Origin of the sequence: Achromobacter marplatensis (genome assembly GCF_002209535.1) — a bacterium.
Lineage (GTDB): Bacteria > Pseudomonadota > Gammaproteobacteria > Burkholderiales > Burkholderiaceae_B > Achromobacter > Achromobacter marplatensis.
In genome coordinates, this window is the sequence record NZ_NJIG01000006.1 from 1 (window position 1) to 18,068 (window position 18,068).

The 18,068-nt window shown below is 64.9% G+C and carries 14 protein-coding genes; 7 read left to right on the forward strand and 7 right to left on the reverse strand.

Going from position 1 to position 18,068, the window contains the following annotated elements; translation table 11 throughout:
* Positions 1-390 precede the first annotated feature (390 nt).
* The 4 genes from CEY09_RS15265 to CEY09_RS15280 are packed head-to-tail and all read left to right on the forward strand — an operon-like array spanning position 391 to position 5,859.
* Positions 391-2,547, forward strand: coding sequence for a TonB-dependent siderophore receptor (locus CEY09_RS15265; protein ID WP_088589292.1), 2,157 nt, complete (start codon positions 391-393; stop codon positions 2,545-2,547).
* Positions 2,547-3,551 (forward strand): ABC transporter ATP-binding protein, encoded by a 1,005-nt coding sequence (locus CEY09_RS15270; RefSeq protein ID WP_088589293.1) that lies wholly within the window; start codon positions 2,547-2,549, stop codon positions 3,549-3,551. The genes CEY09_RS15265 and CEY09_RS15270 overlap by 1 nt, the downstream gene beginning before the upstream one ends.
* Entirely contained in the window at positions 3,548-4,777 is a 1,230-nt protein-coding gene (locus CEY09_RS15275; protein WP_088589294.1) for an ABC transporter substrate-binding protein, read from the forward strand. Before CEY09_RS15270 ends, CEY09_RS15275 begins: the two co-directional genes overlap by 4 nt.
* Positions 4,774-5,859 carry a FecCD family ABC transporter permease gene (locus CEY09_RS15280; protein WP_088589295.1) on the forward strand — a complete coding sequence of 362 codons (1,086 nt, stop codon included), beginning with the start codon at positions 4,774-4,776 and terminating at the stop codon, positions 5,857-5,859. The genes CEY09_RS15275 and CEY09_RS15280 overlap by 4 nt, the downstream gene beginning before the upstream one ends.
* Before the next feature lie 132 nt (positions 5,860-5,991).
* Here CEY09_RS15280 and CEY09_RS15285 read toward each other — a convergent pair whose 3' ends face one another.
* Together CEY09_RS15285 and CEY09_RS15290 are read right to left on the reverse strand one after the other, a co-directional pair.
* The gene (locus tag CEY09_RS15285) at positions 5,992-6,444 is read right to left on the reverse strand and encodes a MarR family winged helix-turn-helix transcriptional regulator (RefSeq protein WP_088589296.1); all 453 of its coding nucleotides are present in this window, start codon (positions 6,442-6,444) and stop codon (positions 5,992-5,994) included.
* A gap of 3 nt (positions 6,445-6,447) precedes the next feature.
* Positions 6,448-8,046 carry an MDR family MFS transporter gene (locus CEY09_RS15290; RefSeq protein WP_088589297.1) on the reverse strand — a complete coding sequence of 533 codons (1,599 nt, stop codon included), beginning with the start codon at positions 8,044-8,046 and terminating at the stop codon, positions 6,448-6,450.
* Between the two features lie 396 nt (positions 8,047-8,442).
* On the opposite strand from CEY09_RS15290, the gene CEY09_RS15295 reads away from it, so the two are divergent.
* Together CEY09_RS15295 and CEY09_RS15300 are read left to right on the forward strand one after the other, a co-directional pair.
* Positions 8,443-10,932, forward strand: coding sequence for an AsmA family protein (locus CEY09_RS15295; RefSeq protein ID WP_088589298.1), 2,490 nt, complete (start codon positions 8,443-8,445; stop codon positions 10,930-10,932).
* Positions 10,929-11,315 (forward strand): MOSC N-terminal beta barrel domain-containing protein, encoded by a 387-nt coding sequence (locus CEY09_RS15300; RefSeq protein ID WP_088589299.1) that lies wholly within the window; start codon positions 10,929-10,931, stop codon positions 11,313-11,315. The genes CEY09_RS15295 and CEY09_RS15300 overlap by 4 nt, the downstream gene beginning before the upstream one ends.
* Before the next feature lie 42 nt (positions 11,316-11,357).
* On the opposite strand, the gene CEY09_RS15305 is transcribed toward CEY09_RS15300, so the two are convergent.
* The 4 genes from CEY09_RS15305 to rsmD form a co-directional block, all read right to left on the reverse strand.
* Positions 11,358-12,590 (reverse strand): benzoate/H(+) symporter BenE family transporter, encoded by a 1,233-nt coding sequence (locus CEY09_RS15305; protein WP_088589300.1) that lies wholly within the window; start codon positions 12,588-12,590, stop codon positions 11,358-11,360.
* A complete protein-coding gene (locus CEY09_RS15310) occupies positions 12,587-12,838 on the reverse strand; it encodes a YfhL family 4Fe-4S dicluster ferredoxin (protein ID WP_006227600.1) in 252 nt (83 codons plus the stop codon). Before CEY09_RS15310 ends, CEY09_RS15305 begins: the two co-directional genes overlap by 4 nt.
* Before the next feature lie 109 nt (positions 12,839-12,947).
* On the reverse strand, positions 12,948-13,451 hold the full coding sequence (coaD, locus tag CEY09_RS15315) for a pantetheine-phosphate adenylyltransferase (protein WP_006227601.1): 504 nt from the start codon (positions 13,449-13,451) through the stop codon (positions 12,948-12,950).
* Positions 13,452-13,509: 58 nt separating this feature from the next.
* Positions 13,510-14,076, reverse strand: coding sequence for a 16S rRNA (guanine(966)-N(2))-methyltransferase RsmD (gene rsmD / locus CEY09_RS15320; protein ID WP_006227602.1), 567 nt, complete (start codon positions 14,074-14,076; stop codon positions 13,510-13,512).
* 373 nt (positions 14,077-14,449) lie between these two features.
* On the opposite strand from rsmD, the gene ftsY reads away from it, so the two are divergent.
* Positions 14,450-15,475, forward strand: a complete 1,026-nt coding sequence (ftsY, locus tag CEY09_RS15325) for a signal recognition particle-docking protein FtsY (protein WP_337360717.1) — start codon at positions 14,450-14,452, stop codon at positions 15,473-15,475.
* Positions 15,476-15,550: 75 nt separating this feature from the next.
* Here ftsY and CEY09_RS15330 read toward each other — a convergent pair whose 3' ends face one another.
* A complete protein-coding gene (locus CEY09_RS15330) occupies positions 15,551-17,746 on the reverse strand; it encodes a phosphocholine-specific phospholipase C (RefSeq protein WP_088589301.1) in 2,196 nt (731 codons plus the stop codon).
* Positions 17,747-18,068 lie beyond the last annotated feature (322 nt).

Below are 18,068 nucleotides of genomic sequence, written 5' to 3' on the forward strand. Positions count from 1 at the left end.
TCCCGATACCCCCTTTGGGGGTACAACTGGGGGTACTTCCAGCGATTCCCGCAAAGCCCGTGGCCCGATTTCCCCGCGAAACCTAGCGTTCACGGCCCTTTGCCGACCGATCAACGTCTGATCGATGACCACACGACACGTCGGCGTCAGGGATGTGAACAAAAGCCGTTGAGTGGCTAGGTTCGTCAGCGCTGATATTGTCGCAAAGAGGCCGCCCATGGGTGGCCTCATTTTTTTGGGCTGCAAATCTCGCACTATTAGTATGTTATAACATTCAACTAATAATAGAGCGGCCGGCCTCCTGTGGGGGAGCGAATCGGCCGCTCGATGTGCCGGGGTAGGGATCCAGGGGGATTGCCGCGTAAACCGGTGCATCCCTTGGAGAGGTTCATGCGCCCCTATCTACCTGGCTTGGCGGCTGCGAGCGAACGCCGGCCGCTGTCCTGCCTTGCCGTCCTGCCACTGATCTTTGCGCCCGTTCCCGGTTTCGCGGCCGAAGCAACGGAAGAAGCGGCTCAGAACCTTGAAACAATCACGGTGATCGGCACGCGTGAGCGCCCGTACCGTGCGTTTGTCGCACCTACCGCCAACAAGAGTGACACGCTGGTGAAGGAGACGCCTTTCTCCATCCAGACGGTCACGAGCGAGTTGATCGAAGACCGCGGCGTCACCACGCTGGGCGGCGCGATCAGTACCGTGCCGGGGGTGACGAGCCAAGTCGGCTGGGGCGGCAGCAATGATCGCTTTCGCCTGCGCGGCTTCGCCACGACAAGCAACCTGAAGAATGGCTTTCGCCGCAGTGTTTTCGCACCGGTCGACGAATTGGTGAATATTCAGCAGATCGAGGTATTGAAGGGGCCCGCGTCGGCGCTCTACGGCCGTTTCGAACCTGGCGGCGTGGTGAATATTGTCACCAAGAAGCCGCTGGACAAAGCCCAGACCGATATCGAGGTGACCGCGGGCCGCTATGACTTCTATCGCATCACGGCCGACAGCACGGGGCCGCTGGGCGACCAGCTCGGTTATCGCCTGACGGGCTCGGTGCAGAGCAACCATGGCTTCCGCGATTTCGCCGACAACGACACGCAGTTCATTTCGCCCGTGTTTCAGTGGACACCCTCTAGCCGTACCAGCGTCACCGCTGAATTCGAATTCGGAAAGAAGAAAGCGGCTTTCGACCGCGGCTTCGGCAATAGCCCGCTGTTCCTGCAAGTGCCTATCCACTACAACTACGGCGAACGGGACGCCAGTTTAGAGAACGACAGTGCGCTGGCCAGCCTGGTGTTGGACCATAAGCTGGAGAACGGTTGGGACATGCGCGCCGGCCTGCAGGGTTCGCGGGCACGGTCCGATGCGCTTTGGTATGCCTATGGCTTTCCGCCGGTGAACGGCGGGGATTCTGCGGATCCGATCGTCAATCGGCGTAAACAGCGCAGCATCGACGAACAGAAAGACATGTCCGCATTGGCGGAAGCGTCGCGACGCTTCACCACGGGAGGCATCGGGCACCGAGTCTTGGTGGGTACGGACTACAACTACGAAGACTGGGACTTTACGGCGGACGCCTACCTGAACGACTTCGGGTTTCCCGTCAACCTTCCCATCAGTTTGCGTAATCCGGTGCACGGCGTCCAAACCGGCGCTATGCGGCATTACGACTCTTCGCGCTACACGAGCCACAACTTCGGCATTTACGCTCAGGATGAATTGGAGTTGGGCACGCAGTGGCGCCTCCTGATGGGGCTGCGCTATGACCGCGCGCGCACCAAGGGCCGCGCGGAGTATCTCGTGGCGGACGGTCCTTTGACGCGCACGGATGACGCTTATTCTCCACGCATCGGATTGACGTGGACGCCCGCCGAGCAAGTGTCCGTCTATGGCAGCTGGTCAAAATCCTTCCTGACAGAGCCGGGCGGCGGCATGCTGCGAAGCGGAGGTCTGCCCGAGCCTTCGCGCGGCGAACAATTCGAGGTGGGCGCCAAGTTCAACCTATTGGAGGGACGCCTGGAACCCACGATCGCGCTATTCGACATCCGCCGTACCAATGGGGTGGTGAGCGACCCGGATGATTTCAATTACGTGATTCAGGTCGGCGAACAACGTAGCCGCGGCTGGGAGCTCGACATCCCGTACACGATCACGCCCCAGTGGCGCCTGCTTGCCTCCTACACCCATCTGACCGCTGAAGTCACCGAAGACAGCGACGCCACCCTGGTGGGCAACCGGGTCGCCAACGCACCGCGGCGCTCGGCGAGTCTGTGGACCACCTACGATCTTACCGGCTGGGCTCGGGGGCTGCGCGTCGGCCTGGGCGCCACCTACGTCGGTGCGCGGCAGGCAAACACGGCGAATACATTCGACTTGCCGGCCTACACCCGATGGGACGCCAACGCGATCTATCGTTTTGGGCCGGCCGAGCGCTACAAAGTCCAACTGACCCTGCAGAACCTGACAAACAAACGCTATTACGAATCCGGGGGGGCTTACGTCCCGACCTTTGCCGGTGCGCCACGCACGGTCATGGTTTCGTTGGGGATCCGGATCTGATGAGCTTGGTTGCCAGGAACTTGGTGGCCGGCTACGGAGGGCGGCCGTTGCTGGGGCCTTACCAGCTCCACGTGCCGTCGGGATATTTCTTGTGCCTGATCGGCGCTAACGGCGCCGGCAAGTCCACGCTGATCCGCACACTGTGCGGCATGCAGCCCACGCTGGCAGGCGATATCCTGCTGGACGGCCAGTCGTTGGCAGGGCTATCCAGTCTTGAACGTGCGCGTAGGCTGGCGGTCGTGCTCACCGACCGAGTGGATACGATGCTGATGACGGGCTTCGAATTGGCATGCCTGGGACGGTATCCCCACATCGGCTGGGGCGGCCGGCTGCGCGACGCCGACCACGAGATTGTGCAAGCTGCTCTGCACCAGGCTGGCGCCGCGTCCCTGTCGGGCAAGCTGGTATCGCGCATGTCTGACGGCGAACGGCAAAGGGTAATGATCGCGCGCGCGTTGGCGCAGCAGCCCAGCCTGCTGGTCTTGGACGAAGCCACGGCTTTTCTGGATCTTCCGCGACGCATTGAACTCATGCAGTTGCTGCAAGACCTGGCCCGCCAACAGCGCTTGACGATCGTTCTTTCTACCCACGATCTGGAGCTGGCGCTGCGTTACGCCGACGCGCTCTGGTTGATCGACCCCCAACGGCAACTGCACGCCGGCGCCCCGGAAGACCTGGCTTTGAATGGTGCGCTATCGGCTGCCTTTACGGGCGACGGCTTGGCATTCGATCTGGAGCGCGGGGAACTGCGCGTGGGCCGCGGCGGCGCCGTCCCGATTCGCGTTGTTGGCAGCGGCTCGCGGCGAGTATGGGCGGAACGGGCCTTACAACGTCTGGGCTACTACATCGGTGAAGACGCCAGGCAAACATTGAGTGTGCTGCCAGACGGCTACGCGCTGTCGTCTCCGCACGACGGCACTACTCGTTACGACACGCTGGCGGAGCTGGCAGTAGCGATACGTACGGCCGGCGATGAGCGGTCTCCGGCCAGCCCGCCGCCATGAAAACCCGACTCCTGGGCGCTTTCCTCGTCGTATCGCTTTCAGCTTGCATGCAGGTGTCCGCGCCGCCACGAAGCGCGCTGCCCGCTCGGGTCGTGGGCCCGGCTGGCCCTGCACAGAACCTGCAGGCTGCCTGCGTTGCCGATTACCGGCCCGGCGTTGACTATTTTCCCGATAAGACCGCGTTCCACCATTCGACGCAACTGCAGGTGCAATACGGTCTTCACTACAAGCGCGTGCGCTTCACGCCAAGCGTCGCTACTGGAGAGGTGCTTGAATACCTGTTGGTCCAATGCGGAACGCCGACGCCGGCGCACGCCCCGAATGTGCCCGTCATCCAGGTCCCCATACAACGACTCGTGACAGGGACCGCCGCCATCCTGGGCGCCCTTGATGAGCTGGACATGGTGGATGTCCTGGTCGGGGCGGAAAATACTCGCAACGCTACGGTGCCGGCCGTTCGTCAGCGTATTCAAGCCGGGCTGGTGCACGACATGTGGGGCTACGGCCACGGCAGTATCGAGCAGGTCATGGCGGCCAAGCCCGACGTCTACCTGAGTTTCTACTCTGCGTACCCTGCAAGCAACATGCACCCGCGCCTATGGGAACTGGGCGTACGCGCCATTGCTCAAGCCGATCACCACGAGACGCATCCGCTGGGCCGCGCAGAATGGATGAAGTTCCTGGCAATGCTCGGCAATCGCGAAGCGCGCGCGGATGCGCATCATAAGCGCATCGAAGCGGAGTACGAGCGATTAGCCCACTTGGTAGCTGGCGTGTCCACGCGCCCGGCAGTCATGTCCGGCTTTGGCGCGGGCCGCGACATGTTCGAGACGTTCGGTTCGGCCAATCAGCGTGCACAACTGATCCGTGATGCGGGCGGCGAGTATGTGCTGGATGACTCCCGGCCAAGCAGCCTGATCTATGTGCCCTTTGAAAAAATCTACGCGGAGGGCGCCCGTGCCGATGTCTGGCTCGGCACGCTGGGCGGTCAGCCTCAGATCAGTACCTGGATCCGCGCCAACCCGTTGCATGGCCGGTTTCGACCCGCCGCCACGCGTGAGGTCTACGCGTGGGATCGCGGCTATGTCGGCGCATGGGCCAACCCTTATCAGGATCAGAGCATGACCAAGCCGCATGTGCAGCTCGCCGAAGCCATCAGTGTCCTGCATCCCGAAAGGCTGGGTATGGCCGACAGCCAGTATGAATTCTTGCGGAGGCTTCCATGACCGTAACTGTCCGCACCCTGCACGCGACGCCCCGATCCGGCCCGGGGTTGCGCGCTTGCTCGTGGCCAGTGTTCCTGGCGCTTGCCGCCGCAATTGTGCTTCTGTTCATCGCGGAGCTGGCGCTGGGAAGCGTGGCGATTCCGCTTAAGGCAGTGTTGCAATCGTTGTTTTCAGGTGCGACGCTTGAGAACCCGGCTTGGCGCGACATCGTGCTCGGGTTTCGAATGCCGCGCGCCCTGAACGCGCTTGTGTCCGGTGCCGCGCTGGGTGTCGCAGGACTCATGCTGCAGACCCTGTTTCGCAACCCGTTGGCGGATCCGTTTGTCCTGGGCATTGTGCACGGCGCCAGATTGGGGAGCGCCGTCCTGGTGACGATCGCTGGTGTGGCCGGTAATGCTCTCTTGTTGAAATTCGGCCTTGTCGGAGATGTCGGCATGGCGGCAGCGTCCATCGCGGGCTCGACGCTTGTCCTGATGTTGCTGGCCAAGCTGTCACGGCATATCGGGCTTGTGACGTTGCTGATTGTGGGCCTGATGCTGGGTTATCTTGCGGTTGGATTGATCAGTGTATTGATGCACTTCATCGACGAAACCCAGGCTCGCGCTTTCAAGGTGTGGGATGACGCCAGCTTCGCCGGGGCGACGCGCCAGCAGCTTGAAATTCTGATTCCTGGGCTGTTGGCGGGCATGGCGGGCTGCGCCTTGCTGATAAAGCCAATGAACGGTCTATTGTTGGGGGAACGGTACGCGCAATCCATGGGCGTTCGGGTTGCGGCGGTAAAGCGCAGCGCGCTTCTGGGCGCCGCGTGGCTCTGCGGCCTGGTGTCGGCATTCTGCGGGCCCGTGGCGTTTCTCGGCTTGGTTGCTGCCCAGGTTGCTCGCGCGCTCACCCGTACGGCGGACCATCGCGTTTTGCTTCCTGCGGCAGGCCTGACCGGAGCGGCGCTGGGCTTGGCCGCCGACCTGGTCGTGCATCTGCCGTGGAGCCGGCACGTACTTCATCTGAACGCCGTCATCGGCCTGGTCGGCGCTCCGGTGGCGTTGTATATGCTCTACCGTACACGAGCGTTGCAGTCTGAGTAGGGCGTCGCATGAGTGGCGCGTCGAAAAGAGATCGCGCCCCCTGCACATGCCCCGCCACGCGGATCAAGGCGTAGCTGGCGTACTCGAAATTGGCCAGCGCAGGAATCCGCAAGAATAGCCAGGCGCCGGCCGTTATGCCGCGGCAGCGGGCTTGCCGCCCGCCGCACGCACGAAGTTCTCTTCCAGCACGCTCAACACCCGGTTCAAGGTCTCGACATCGGCGGCCGACAAGCCCTTTAGCGATTCGTCGAAGAAGGCCGCGCGCTTGGGCAGGGCTTCGTTCACCACGGCCTGCCCGGCCGGCGTGAGGGTGGCGTTGGTCAGCCGATTGTCTTGCGCATCGACCGCGCGCGAAATCCATCCCAGTTTCTGCATGGCCTGCAGTTGGCGGGTCAATGAGGCGGGGTCCAGGCGGCAGCGTTCGGCCAGATGTTTTTGCGAACACTGTCCGCACTCGTGCAGCGCCAGCAGGATGCGCCAGCGGGGCAGGGCGTGGCCGACTTTGCTGCTGAACGCGCTTTGCATCACACGGTACGTCTGCCCCATGTGTTGGATGACTTGCAGGCCTTGTTGTTGTTTGGGCAAAAGCTACTCTCCGACGCTTGCGGGCTCCGCTTTCGGAGGCCGGGCCAATTGCACCAGGGGCACGCGCCGCACGCACCACAGCGCGAAGATGGCGACGGCCAGGGCGATGAGCTGCCCTTCGTGGATGGCGCCTACCAGCGCGACCCGCGCGATCTCGATCAACGACGTCCCGTCCTGGCCTTGATGCGCCAATTGTGCCAGGAACTGCGTTTGCGCCGCCGGATTGACCAGCATCTGCGGGTCGTTCAGCTCGGGCAGCCATTGCGCCGAGGCGCCGCGCAAGGTGGATTCGACGCCGCTGAAGTAGCTGTGGCTCACCATGGTGCCGACGACCGCGGTGCCGAGCATGCCGCCGATCATGCGCAGGGACTGCAGCAGCGCCGTGGCGATGCCCAGGTGCGTGCGCCCGGCGGTCTGCTGCGCAAAGACGGTCAGGTTGGGCATGATGAAACCCATGCCCAGGCCGGCCATCAGCATGTAGGCGGCGATCAGCCCATGTGACGTATAGCTGTGGGTGGTAACAATACCCAAACAGGACAAGGCCATCAGCAGGAAGCCGGCGTAGAGCATCCGGTTGGGGTTGCGGATGCGCGTGATGACGCGGCCGTTGATGATGCTGCCCACGGTGATGAAGACGACCATGGGCGTGATCAGCAGGCCGGCGTCCTGGGGCGACAGGCCAAAGCCGCCTTGCAGCAGCAAGGGCGCGTAGAACAGCAGCGAATACATCGTCACGCCCACCAGCAGCGCCAGCGTGAAGAGCGTGGCCAGGCCGCGGTTGCGGAACATGTCTAGCGGCAAGAGCGGGTGCGGGCAACGCTTTTCCCACCAGTACAGCAGCGCAAAGGCGGCGATGCTGCCCACGCCCAGCAGCACGATCGCCGTGCTGATGCCTTCCTTGGGCAGCAGCTCGACCAGCAATTGCAGGCTGCCCAGCGCCAGTGCAATCAGCACCGCGCCCTGCCAGTCCAGCCGCACCTTGCCGGACGTATGGTTGCGCAGGTGCGGCAGGTAGCGCGCCACGAACCACAGGCCCAGGATGCCGATGGGCAGGTTCACGTAGAACACCGAGCGCCAGCCGTAGTGCTCGGTTAGCGCGCCGCCCAGCGTCGGACCCACCGCATTGGCGATGCCGAAGGCGGAGCTGAGCATCACCTGCCAGCGCAGGCGCACGTGGGGGTCGGGGAACAGATCGGGGATGGAGGCGAAGGCCGTGCCCACCAGCATGCCGCCGCCGATGCCCTGCAACGCCCGCGCCAGCACCAGCGTGAACATGCTGTTGGCCGCGCCGCACAGGACCGAGGCCAGGGTGAACAGGATGATCGCCGCCACCACGAAGGGTTTGCGGCCGTAGTAGTCGCCCAGCCTGCCGAAGATCGGCACCGTGATCACCGAGGTCAGCAGGTAAGACGTCGCAACCCATGCATACAGTTCGAATCCCTTGAGTTCGGCCACAATGGTCGGCAGCGCGGTGCCCACCACGGTCTGGTCGATGGCGACCATCATCATGACGAAGCACATGCCCAGCATGGCCAGCAAGGTTTGGCGGAAAGGAAGCACCTGTCCGGGCGAATGCGGGGTGCTGGGGGTGGGGGCGGGCATTGTTGGATGCATCAACGATTGATAGATCAATCATTCTAGTCCTACAATCCGCCTGACAGAAAACCGTCAGCTTCATGACCCCGCCAACGGTCTGCGGCGGGGGTGAATGGCCCGGGTTTTGGCATTGAGGCCCGATCGGGCATCGCGAAGCCGGTCTGATTTGTTACGATAGCGGAATCTGCACGCTGGTCATGCCGGCGTCTTCAGCAGGCCTTCCTTGGTAGACCCTCTTTCCTGGCGCCGTAGCCACAGGCTTCCGGCAGGAGCGAGGACTCGCCCTAAAAGGCATAAAGCTCCAATTGGCGCGTGGTTTTCCACCGCTACAGCACCATCCCCGCGCTTGGGCGCGGTGGGCGGCATTCAAGGATTTCCAGTCGAGGTACCGACGGGGCGGCAATGAAAACGTGGTTCAAGCGCATTTTGATAGGCCTGGTGGTGTTGGTTGTCGTGGCCGTCGTTGGCCTGGCCATCTTCTTGCTGACATTCGATCCCAACGCGTACAAGTACAAGCTGGAAGAGCTTGTGCAGGAACGCTATCACCGCACCCTCACGATCGACGGCGAGATCGAGCTTTCGCTCTTCCCGCGCATCGGCCTGTCGGTCCAGGGCGTCTCGCTGTCCGAGCCCAATAGCCCGGACACCTTCGCCTCTATCGAAAGCACCCGCCTGGCGGTTGCGGTGTGGCCGCTGCTGTCCAACAGCTTCGTGGTGGACCACGTGGCCATCAGCGGCTTCAAGGCGCGCGTGGTGCGCGACAAGGAAGGCCAGTTCAACTTCAGCAACCTCGTGGGCGGCACGCCCGCGATCACCTCCGCGCCTTCCAATCCGGCCGAAGCGCTGGTGGGAGCCGCCCAGACCGCGGCGCAGGCCATCACCAGCGGGACGTTGCCGCCGTCACGCAACAACATGCAGATCGACATCGCCGGCCTGGACTTGAAGGACGGCGAAGTGCAGTTGCAGGACGCGATTTCGGGCATGGCAGTGGCCGTGACGAAGATCAACGCCAACACCGGCCGCGTCACCTTCAACCAGCCTTTCGATGTGCGCCTGACGGCGCGCGTCGAAGGCGGCAACCCCCGTGTCGACGCCAACCTGACCGGCCAGGCCCTGCTGACGCTGGACCCCTCGGCCAAGCGCTATGCGGCCCAGAAGCTGGATCTGCGCATGGACGGCAAGCTGCCCGGCGCGGAAGCCAAGAGCCTGGCCATGCGCGGCAACCTGGCCTTCAACGGCCAGAAGTCGGCGCTGGACGTGGCGGGCCTGGAAGTGGTTTTCCAGGGCGACATCACCGACCCGGCCGCGCGCGCCACCAATGTGGAAGCCAGCGTGGCCATGCCCAAGCTGGCGATCGATCCGCACAAGAGCCAGCTGCAGATCGAAAAGCTGGCCGTGCGCGCCAAGGGCAATTCCCCGGACGGTCCGTTTGAATTGGCCGTGGACGCGCCCGCGCTGAACATTTCGCCCGCGTCAGCCACCGGCGAAGCGCTGACCGGCCGCGTGCGCATCAGCGGCCTGGACGCCAGCTTCGGCCTGAACGGCATCAGCGGCAACGCCGCCGAGCTGGACATCAAGGAAGCCAAGGTGGATAGCACGTCCAAGAATGGCGAGCGCGTGGTCAAGCTGAATTTCGCTTCGCCGCTGACCTTGAACCTGCTGCAGCGCAGTGGCGGCCTGTCCGGCCTGCGCGGCGACGTGAACATCACCGACCCGGGCCTGCCCAAGGGCAATCTTCAGATTCCCGTCATTGGCAGCTTGAACGTGGACCTGCTGAAAGACCAGGCCACCAGCAAGATCAACGCCGTGCTGGAAGGCGGCAAGTTCGACCTCAGCGCCGACATCACCAAGCTGTCCGATGCGCCGCTGGTGAATTTTGCGCTGGCGGTGGATACGCTGGATCTGGACAAGCTGGTGCCGCCTGTTGCGGCAGCGCCGGCCAAGCCGCCTGCCGATGGCAAGAAAGACGAGTCCAAGCCGGCTGCGCCTGCTGCACCGGCGGATGATTCGATCAACCTGTCCGCGTTGATCGGCCCCAGCGTCAACGGCACCCTGAAGGTCGGCAAGTTGGTCGTGCGCGGCCTGAAGGCCGATGACGTAGCCGCCGCCGTCAAGCTGGACAAGGGCAAGCTCGAGATCTCCAGCCTGACAGCCGGCCTGTACGGCGGCAAGCTGGCGGGTGCGCTGTCGGTTGATGCCGCGCAGGGCAACCAGTTGGCCACCAAGATGTCGTTGGCCGGAATTTCGATCGAACCGTTGCTGATGGACTTGGCAAAGCAGAACGTGCTGACCGGCGCGGGCAGCTTGGCGCTGGACCTGAAGACTGCGGGCGCCAATGTCTACGCCATGAAGAGCGGCCTGGGCGGTACCTTGCAATTGCGCCTGCGTGACGGTGCGGTCAAGGGGATCAACCTGACGCAGACGCTGCGTGAGCTCAAGGCGGCGTTCAAGCCGGAATCGCAAGACGAGACCGTGCCCGCCGACACCAGCAAGCAGACGGAGTTCTCCGAGATGGATGCCGACCTGGCCTTCACCAAGGGTGTGGCTGCCGTGAAGCGCCTGAACGTCGTATCGGCGTTGCTGCGCGTGACCCAAGGCGATCCGGCCAGCATCGACTTCGTGAAGGACGAGCTGAACCTGGTGGCGCGTGTGCGTGTCGTCAACCCGGCGGCCGACCCCGAAGGCAAGGAACTGATCGACCTGAAGGACGTGACGATCCCGGTGCACGTGAAGGGGCCTTTCGACAAGCCGTCCTACACGGTGATGTGGAAGGACGCCATCGGCAACATCCTCAAGCGCAGCCTGGAAAACAAGCTGCGTGAAGCGGTGACGGGCAAGGGCAAGAACGGCGCGGCCGTGGACAAGGCCTTGAAGGGATTGCTGGGAAAATGAGCACTTCGGACTTCCAGCCCATCGCGGAATGCGGCGTGACGCCGCAGCCCGCCGCGGCCGCCTACCACCGGCAATGGTTGATCGCCAATGATTCCGGCCAGTGGCTGAACCGCGAACTGTGCCCGCGGCTGGCCGATGTGTCGGTGGAATTGCGTTTGGGTTATCTGGTGCTGAAGGCGCCGGGCATGCTGCGCATGGACATCCCGCTGGACGTCATCGAAGACGACGACAGCGTGCGCTACAGCATGAAGGTGGGCGAACAGACCATCGACGTGGTCGACGAAGGCGAACTGGCCGCGGCCTGGATCTCGAACTTCGTGCAGGTGCCTTGCCGCATCATGAAGGTGCACCCGGATACGCCCGTGGCCGTCTGGCCCGCCTGAACTGGTTCAGGAAAGCTGCCGGAGGGATCCGGCGGCGCGCTCTCAGGCGCCTGCCTTGGCGCGCTTGTATTCGAAAGCGGTATGTGCCAGCAGGCCTGCCGCCAGGCCCCAGAAGGCCGATCCGATTCCCCAGAAACTGAAACCCGATGCCGTCGCCAGCAAGGTGATGAGCGCGGCTTCGCGCCGTTGCGGATTGGCCATGGCCGCCGCCATGCCGCCCACGATCGTGCCCAGCAGCGCCAGGCCGGCCAGCGCGGCCAGCAGTGCCGCGGGCAAGGCCTGGAAGAAGACCGCCACCGCGCCCGCCACGACGCTCAATCCGACATACCCCAGCCCATAGGTGGCCGCCGCGATATAGCGCTTGGCGGGATCCGGGTGGGCTTCGGGGCCGGTGCAGATGGCGGCGCTGATGGCGCCCATCGTCACGCTGTGCGCGCCGAAGGGGGCGGCCAGCAGGCCAAGCAGGCCCGTGGCGGCCACAATGCGGGAGGCAGGGGGGAGATAGCCGGCGGCTTGCAGGATCGCCAGGCCGGGCAGGTTCTGCGACGCCATGGCCACGACGAACAGCGGGATGCCCAGGCTGACCGCGGCCTGGGCGCTGAAAGCGGGCGTGGTCCAGACGAATTCCGTCAGGTGCCAGTCCAGCAGATCCAGCCGGATCAGATCCAGCCCGAACGCCAGCGCGATGGCGACCACCATCACCACCAGCACCGCATAGCGCGGCGCCCAGCGCCGACAGGCAAGGTAGGTGGCGCACATCGCCAGCACCAGCGCCGGCTGCTTGCCGACGTTGCTGAAGATGCCCATGCCGAAGTTGAGCAGTACGCCGGCCAGCATGGCGGCGGCGATTTCACCGGGAATCCGGCGCAGGATAGGGTCGATCCAGCCGAACAGCCCGCAGATCAACGTCAGGCCGGCGGCCAGCACGTAGGCGCCGATCGCCTCATTGAACGGGACCCCGACCAGTGCGGTGACGAGCAGCGCAGCGCCGGGCGTGGACCAGGCCATCACGATGGGCAGGCCGGTGCGCAGGCTGTAGAAGGCGCCGCCGAAGCCGAACGCCAGGCTCAGCGAGCCGATCCAGGAGCCGATGCGCGCCGCGTCCAGGCCGGCTGCATGGCCGGCTTGCACCATCAGGACGGCGGTGCCGCCGAAGCTGACCAGCACGGCGACCAGGCCGGCGGCGACCGCGGACGCGGAGATGTCGCGGCGGGCGTGATGGGGGGCGGGGGACGGGGAGGGAAGGTTGATGCCGGACTGCGTCGTGTCGCTCATGCGGCACCGGTCAGGCGGCGGTACTTGGCCATGAGCTGTTCCTGGCCTTCGTTCCATTGCGGGTGCAGTTCAATGCACTCCACCGGGCACACCACCTTGCACTGGGGTTCGTCGTGATGGCCGACGCACTCCGTGCATTTGTCGGGATCGATGACGTAATAGTCCTCGCCCATGGAAATCGCGTCGTTCGGGCACTGGGGCTCGCAAACGTCGCAATTGATGCATTCTTCGGTGATCAAGAGGGCCATGATGGGCAGCGGAGGAAAGCCGGGGGCGACCCACATTGTACTGCCGGGCAGAAAAGCGCAAGAAGGGCGCGAAATCGCGCCCTTCCGGGATGGTGCGGGGCGTGGCGGATCAGCCCGGCCAGGACTGTTCGCGGCGTTCTTTGGCCTTTTCCTGCAACCAGCGTTCCACGGACGGGAACACGAACTTGCTGACGTCGCCGCCCAGTTGGGCGATTTCGCGCACGATCGTGCCCGAAATGAACTGGTATTGATCCGACGGCGTCATGAACAGCGTTTCCACGTCGGGCAGCAGATGGCGGTTCATGCCGGCCATCTGGAATTCGTATTCGAAGTCGGACACGGCGCGCAGGCCGCGGACGATGACTCGCCCGCCTTGGTCGCGGACGAAATCCTTCAGCAGGCCGCCGAAGCTCTGCACTTCGACGTTGGGATAATGGCCCAGGACTTCACGGGCGATCTCCACACGTTCGTCGATGCTGAAGAAAGGCTTCTTGTTGCGGCTAAGGGCGATGCCCACCACCACTTTGTCGAAAAGCGTGGCCGCGCGGCGGACCAGGTCTTCGTGGCCCCGGGTCAGCGGGTCGAAAGTGCCGGGATATACAGCGATGATCATGCGAGCTCCGTACCGTTATTAGTGGTGTACACCATCCTCCGAAGCTCGGATTATTGATCTATTTCCGCAATGCAGCAAATTCGAGCAGATGGTAGTGGACCGCGCCTGCCTTGTCCTGCCGCAAGATCTGGAATCCTTCGGGGGCTTCGATGGGGGTTTCCGCCTCGACATAGACTAGCCCATGCTCGGCCAGAATGCCCGGCAGGATCGGCCACAGGCGCGGCAGCCAGCCCTGTCCGAAGGGCGGATCCAACAGGATGAGGTCAAATCGGGACGCATCCATCCGTTCGGCGACCTGCATCGCATCGCCCACATGGATGCGTATCATGTCGGCTTTGAGCTTGTCGCGCAGTGTCCGCAGCGCGGACGCCGCGGTCTTGTCCCGCTCGACCATCTGCACATGCGCCACGCCGCGCGAGGCCGCCTCGAATCCCAGGGCGCCGCTGCCGGCGAACAGATCCAGTACCTGCTTGTCGGCGAATTCGCCGGCCCACAGGTGATTCAGCCAGTTGAACAGCGTCTCGCGCACCCGGTCGGGCGTGGGGCGCAGCGTCTCCACGTCGGGCACGGCGATGGGGGTGCGCCTGTATTGGCCACCGACGATACGAATATACTTGTTACCCATGTTTAGCCGCTTCTTCAAGAAAAAAACCCCTCCGCCCGCCGCGCCGGCCCAGCCCGCGCCGCCGCCAGAGGTCGTAGACGCCGTCGTGGCGCCTGCGCAGCCCGCTGCCGCGCCGGTGATTCCGCCGCCGCCCGCCGCGCCTGCTCCGACTCCCGAGGTCGTTGCACCGGCGCCTGCGCCGGTTTCCCGTCCTGCTTTCGAGCCGACTCCCGCACCGACCGCGCCTGCCGCGCCGCCGGCTGCGACGCCTACGCCGACTGTAGCGCCGTATGCGCGAGCCGAGGCTCCGGTCCAGGCCCCCGTCCAGGCGCCGATCAGCCCGCCGCCGGTCGCCGTGGTTCCGGCCGCAGCGCCTGCACCCGCACCGGCGCCCATGCCGGCTCCAGCGCCGGCTCCAGCGCCGCCTGTCGCGGCAATCGCCCCGGCGCCGGCCCCTGTGCCTGCGCCGCCTCCCGCCGCTGAACCTGTTGCCGCCGAGGCGCCCAAGAAGGCGTCGTGGCTGTCGCGCTTGAAGCAGGGCTTGTCGCGCACCGGCCAGAGCATTGGCGGCATCTTCATCGGCGTCAAGGTCGACGAAAACCTGTTTGAGGAACTCGAATCGGCGCTCATTATGGCCGATGCCGGCCTGGAGGCCACCGAGAAGCTGCTGACCGCGCTGCGTGCGCGCGTCAAGAAGGAACGCATCGAAGACCCGGCCAAGGTGAAGACGGCGCTGCGCCAGTTGCTGGCCGATCACCTGCGTCCGCTGGAGCGCGCGTTTGACCTGACTCGCGCCAAGCCGCTGGTGGTGATGATCGCCGGCGTGAACGGCGCGGGCAAGACGACGTCCATCGGCAAGCTGGCCCACACGTTCCAACGCCAGGGCGCCAGCGTCCTGCTGGCCGCGGGCGACACGTTCCGCGCCGCGGCGCGCGAACAGCTCGTGGAATGGGGCAGCCGCAACAACGTCAGCGTGATCGCGCAGGATGGCGGCGACCCCGCCGCCGTGGCGTTCGACTCGGTCAACGCGGGCCGCGCGCGCGGCATGGGCGTGGTCATGGTGGATACCGCCGGCCGCTTGCCCACGCAACTGCACCTGATGGAAGAACTGAAGAAGATCCGCCGCGTCATCGGCAAGGCGGACGCCACCGCACCGCATGAAGTGCTGCTGGTGGTGGACGGCAACACCGGGCAGAACGCGCTGGCGCAGATCCGCGCGTTCGACGCGGCCATCACGCTGACGGGCCTGGTCGTGACCAAGCTGGACGGCACCGCCAAGGGCGGCACCTTGGCAGCGGTCGCGGCGGGCAGCCAGGGCGTACGCCCGATTCCGGTCTACTGGATCGGCGTGGGCGAAAGCCTGGAAGACTTGCAGCCGTTCGTGGCGGACGAGTTCGCCGCGGCCTTGCTGGCGGACTGAGCCACCCGCAGAAGGAACAGAGAAACGGGGCGGCGCGCAAGCGCCGCCCCGTTTCTATTGGCGCTGAATCAAGCCTCAGGCGACTTGGCCCATCGCCGGGTCGCTGACGCCGTCTTTGCCCGTTTCCATGCGCCCGGCAAAGCGGCGCTGGAATGCGCCGTAGCCGTCGCAGGCCACCGCAAAGTCGTACCACTGGCCGCTGTCGCCGACCGGCCAGCTCAGTTCGCCGGTCTGGCCCGGTTGCACGGTGGCGGTCCAGGGGCCGTCGCTGCGGTACGCCATCGCGCGCACGTTGAACGTGCAAGCCTGGCTGCCGTTGTTGTGCAGCTTGACCTGCACCTGCGGGTCGTCGCAAGGCACGTAGCAAACCTGGATCTCGGGCTGCGCGCCGCCCGTCTGCATCAGGTCGCCCGCGAAGGCGCGGTGGTAACCGTTCGGCCCCAGCACCCACAGGTCGTACTTGCCGCTGTCGCCCGCGACGTCCCAGGCATCGTCCAGCGATTTGCCCGCCTCGACCACATAGCGGCGGGGAATGCGATCCAGGTGCAGCTTGTCGTACACATGGAAGACGGCCGCCGCCTGGCTGCTGCTGGCGTTGGCGAACAGCAGCGTCACGCGGTTCTCGCGCGCGTCTTCGCGTGCGCTCGTATGCAGTTCGTAGGGCAGGGCGCGCGATGGGCGCGTGCCGGGCGCCTGCTTGGCCAGCGTCTGTTGCGTGGGGACGGCGATGGCGGGCTGCGCTTCCTGCCAGGTCGTCAGCCCGTCGGCGTCCGTCTTGGTCGTGCGGCCCGGCAAGGTCGGCAGCGCCGCGCTGTTGGGTGACACGAAATTCAGGGTTGAGGTGAGGTCGCCGCAAACGGCGCGGCGGAACGCGCTGATGTTGGGTTCGACGACGCCGAAGCGCTGCTCCAGAAAGCGCAGCGCCGAGGTGTGGTCGAACACTTGCGAATTGACCCAGCCGCCGCGGCTCCACGGCGAAATCACCCACATCGGCACGCGCATGCCGGGACCGAACGGCTTGCCGTCGGCCGTCAGTTGCTTGGGCGTGGCGGGCGGGTACGTGAAGTACTCGAATGCCATCTCGGCGTCCGTCAGCGTGGACTTGCCCACCAAGCTGCCGTCGTCGTTGCGTGACGGCGCGGACGGCGTGGGCATGTGGTCGAAGAAGCCGTCGTTCTCGTCGTAGGTGACGAGGAACACGGTCTTGCTCCAGACCTCGGGTGATTGCGTCAAGGCGTCCAGCGCGGCCTGGATGTACCACGCGCCCTTGGCGGGGCTGGAAGGGCCGGGGTGTTCGCTGTATGCGGCCGGCGGGATGATCCACGACACCTCGGGCAGCGTGCCGTTCATGACGTCGTCGCGCAGGCTCTGCAGGAAGCCGCCGTCGGGCATGGTGTTGCCGAAGCCCTTGGCCAGCGGGCTGTACTGGTCGTCGATGGCGGGGTTGTAGGCGGGGCCGCCCTGGTTGGTCACTTGCCGGTCAGCCGGCATCTTTTCGATCTCGGCGCGCCAGTGCCGGAAGCTCATCATCTCGTTGCAGCCGAAGTTGTCCGGGATGTTCTGGTAGACCTTCCAGCTGACGCCGGCCTTTTGCAGGCGGTCGGCGTAGGTGGTCCACGTCCAGCCTTCGGTGGACGGGCCCACGTCGGCGCCGTCGTTCATTTCGTTCATCACCACCGATACGTTGTCGCCGGACGGGCCGTTGGTGCCGGTCCAGAAGAACAGGCGGTTGGGGATGGTGCCCGCGTGCATCGCACAGTGGTAGTTGTCGCACAGCGTGAAGGCGTCAGCCAGCGCGCGGTGGAACGGGACTTCCGCGTTCTCGTAATAGCCCATCGACAACGGCTGCTTGGCGCTGGGCCACTTGTTCATGCGGCCATGATCCCAGGCCGCCTGGCAATTGGGCCACGAGTGCGGCGTGCTGCCGGCGCGTTGGGCGTTGCCCAGCGTGGTGTCCAGGTGATAGGGCAGCTCTTCGGTGCCGTCGCTGCGCGTCTGATGGAACACGGACTTGCCGTTGGCCAGCGGAATGGGGAAGCGGTCGCCGAAGCCGCGCACGCCGGGGAAGGTGCCGAAGTAGCCGTCGAAGGAACGGTTTTCCAGCATCAGCATCACGACGTGCTTGACGTCCTGGATGGTGCCGGTCGGGCTGCTGGCTTCAATGGCCAGGGCGCGGCGGATGCTGGGCGGGAACATCGATAAGGCGCTTACGGCGGCCGTGGTTCCCAGTGTGGTTTTGAAGAACTTTCTCTTTGAGGCGTCGAACGTCATTGGCTTCTCTGTCGTTGAGGGTCGGAGGGGAACGGGCTCATGGGGCGCAGTGCGACGCGCACGCGGCGGGCGGCGTGGTGGGCGTCGTAGGCGGGGGAGGAGCCGGTTCGTCCGAATCGTTGTCGTCGCCGCCGCAGGCGGACAGCGAAAACACGAGCGACAGTGCGCAAAAGGCCGCGAGGCCTCGTCTTGCATGGGCGAGCAAGTGGGAAGTGGGTTCCATGGTTCGGTCAGGTGTGGATGGGCTGACGGCCCGCAGGGGCCGTTGCCGTCACACAGGACGAATGTCGGGCGGATGCTGCGGGCCACGAGAGCGCCCGGC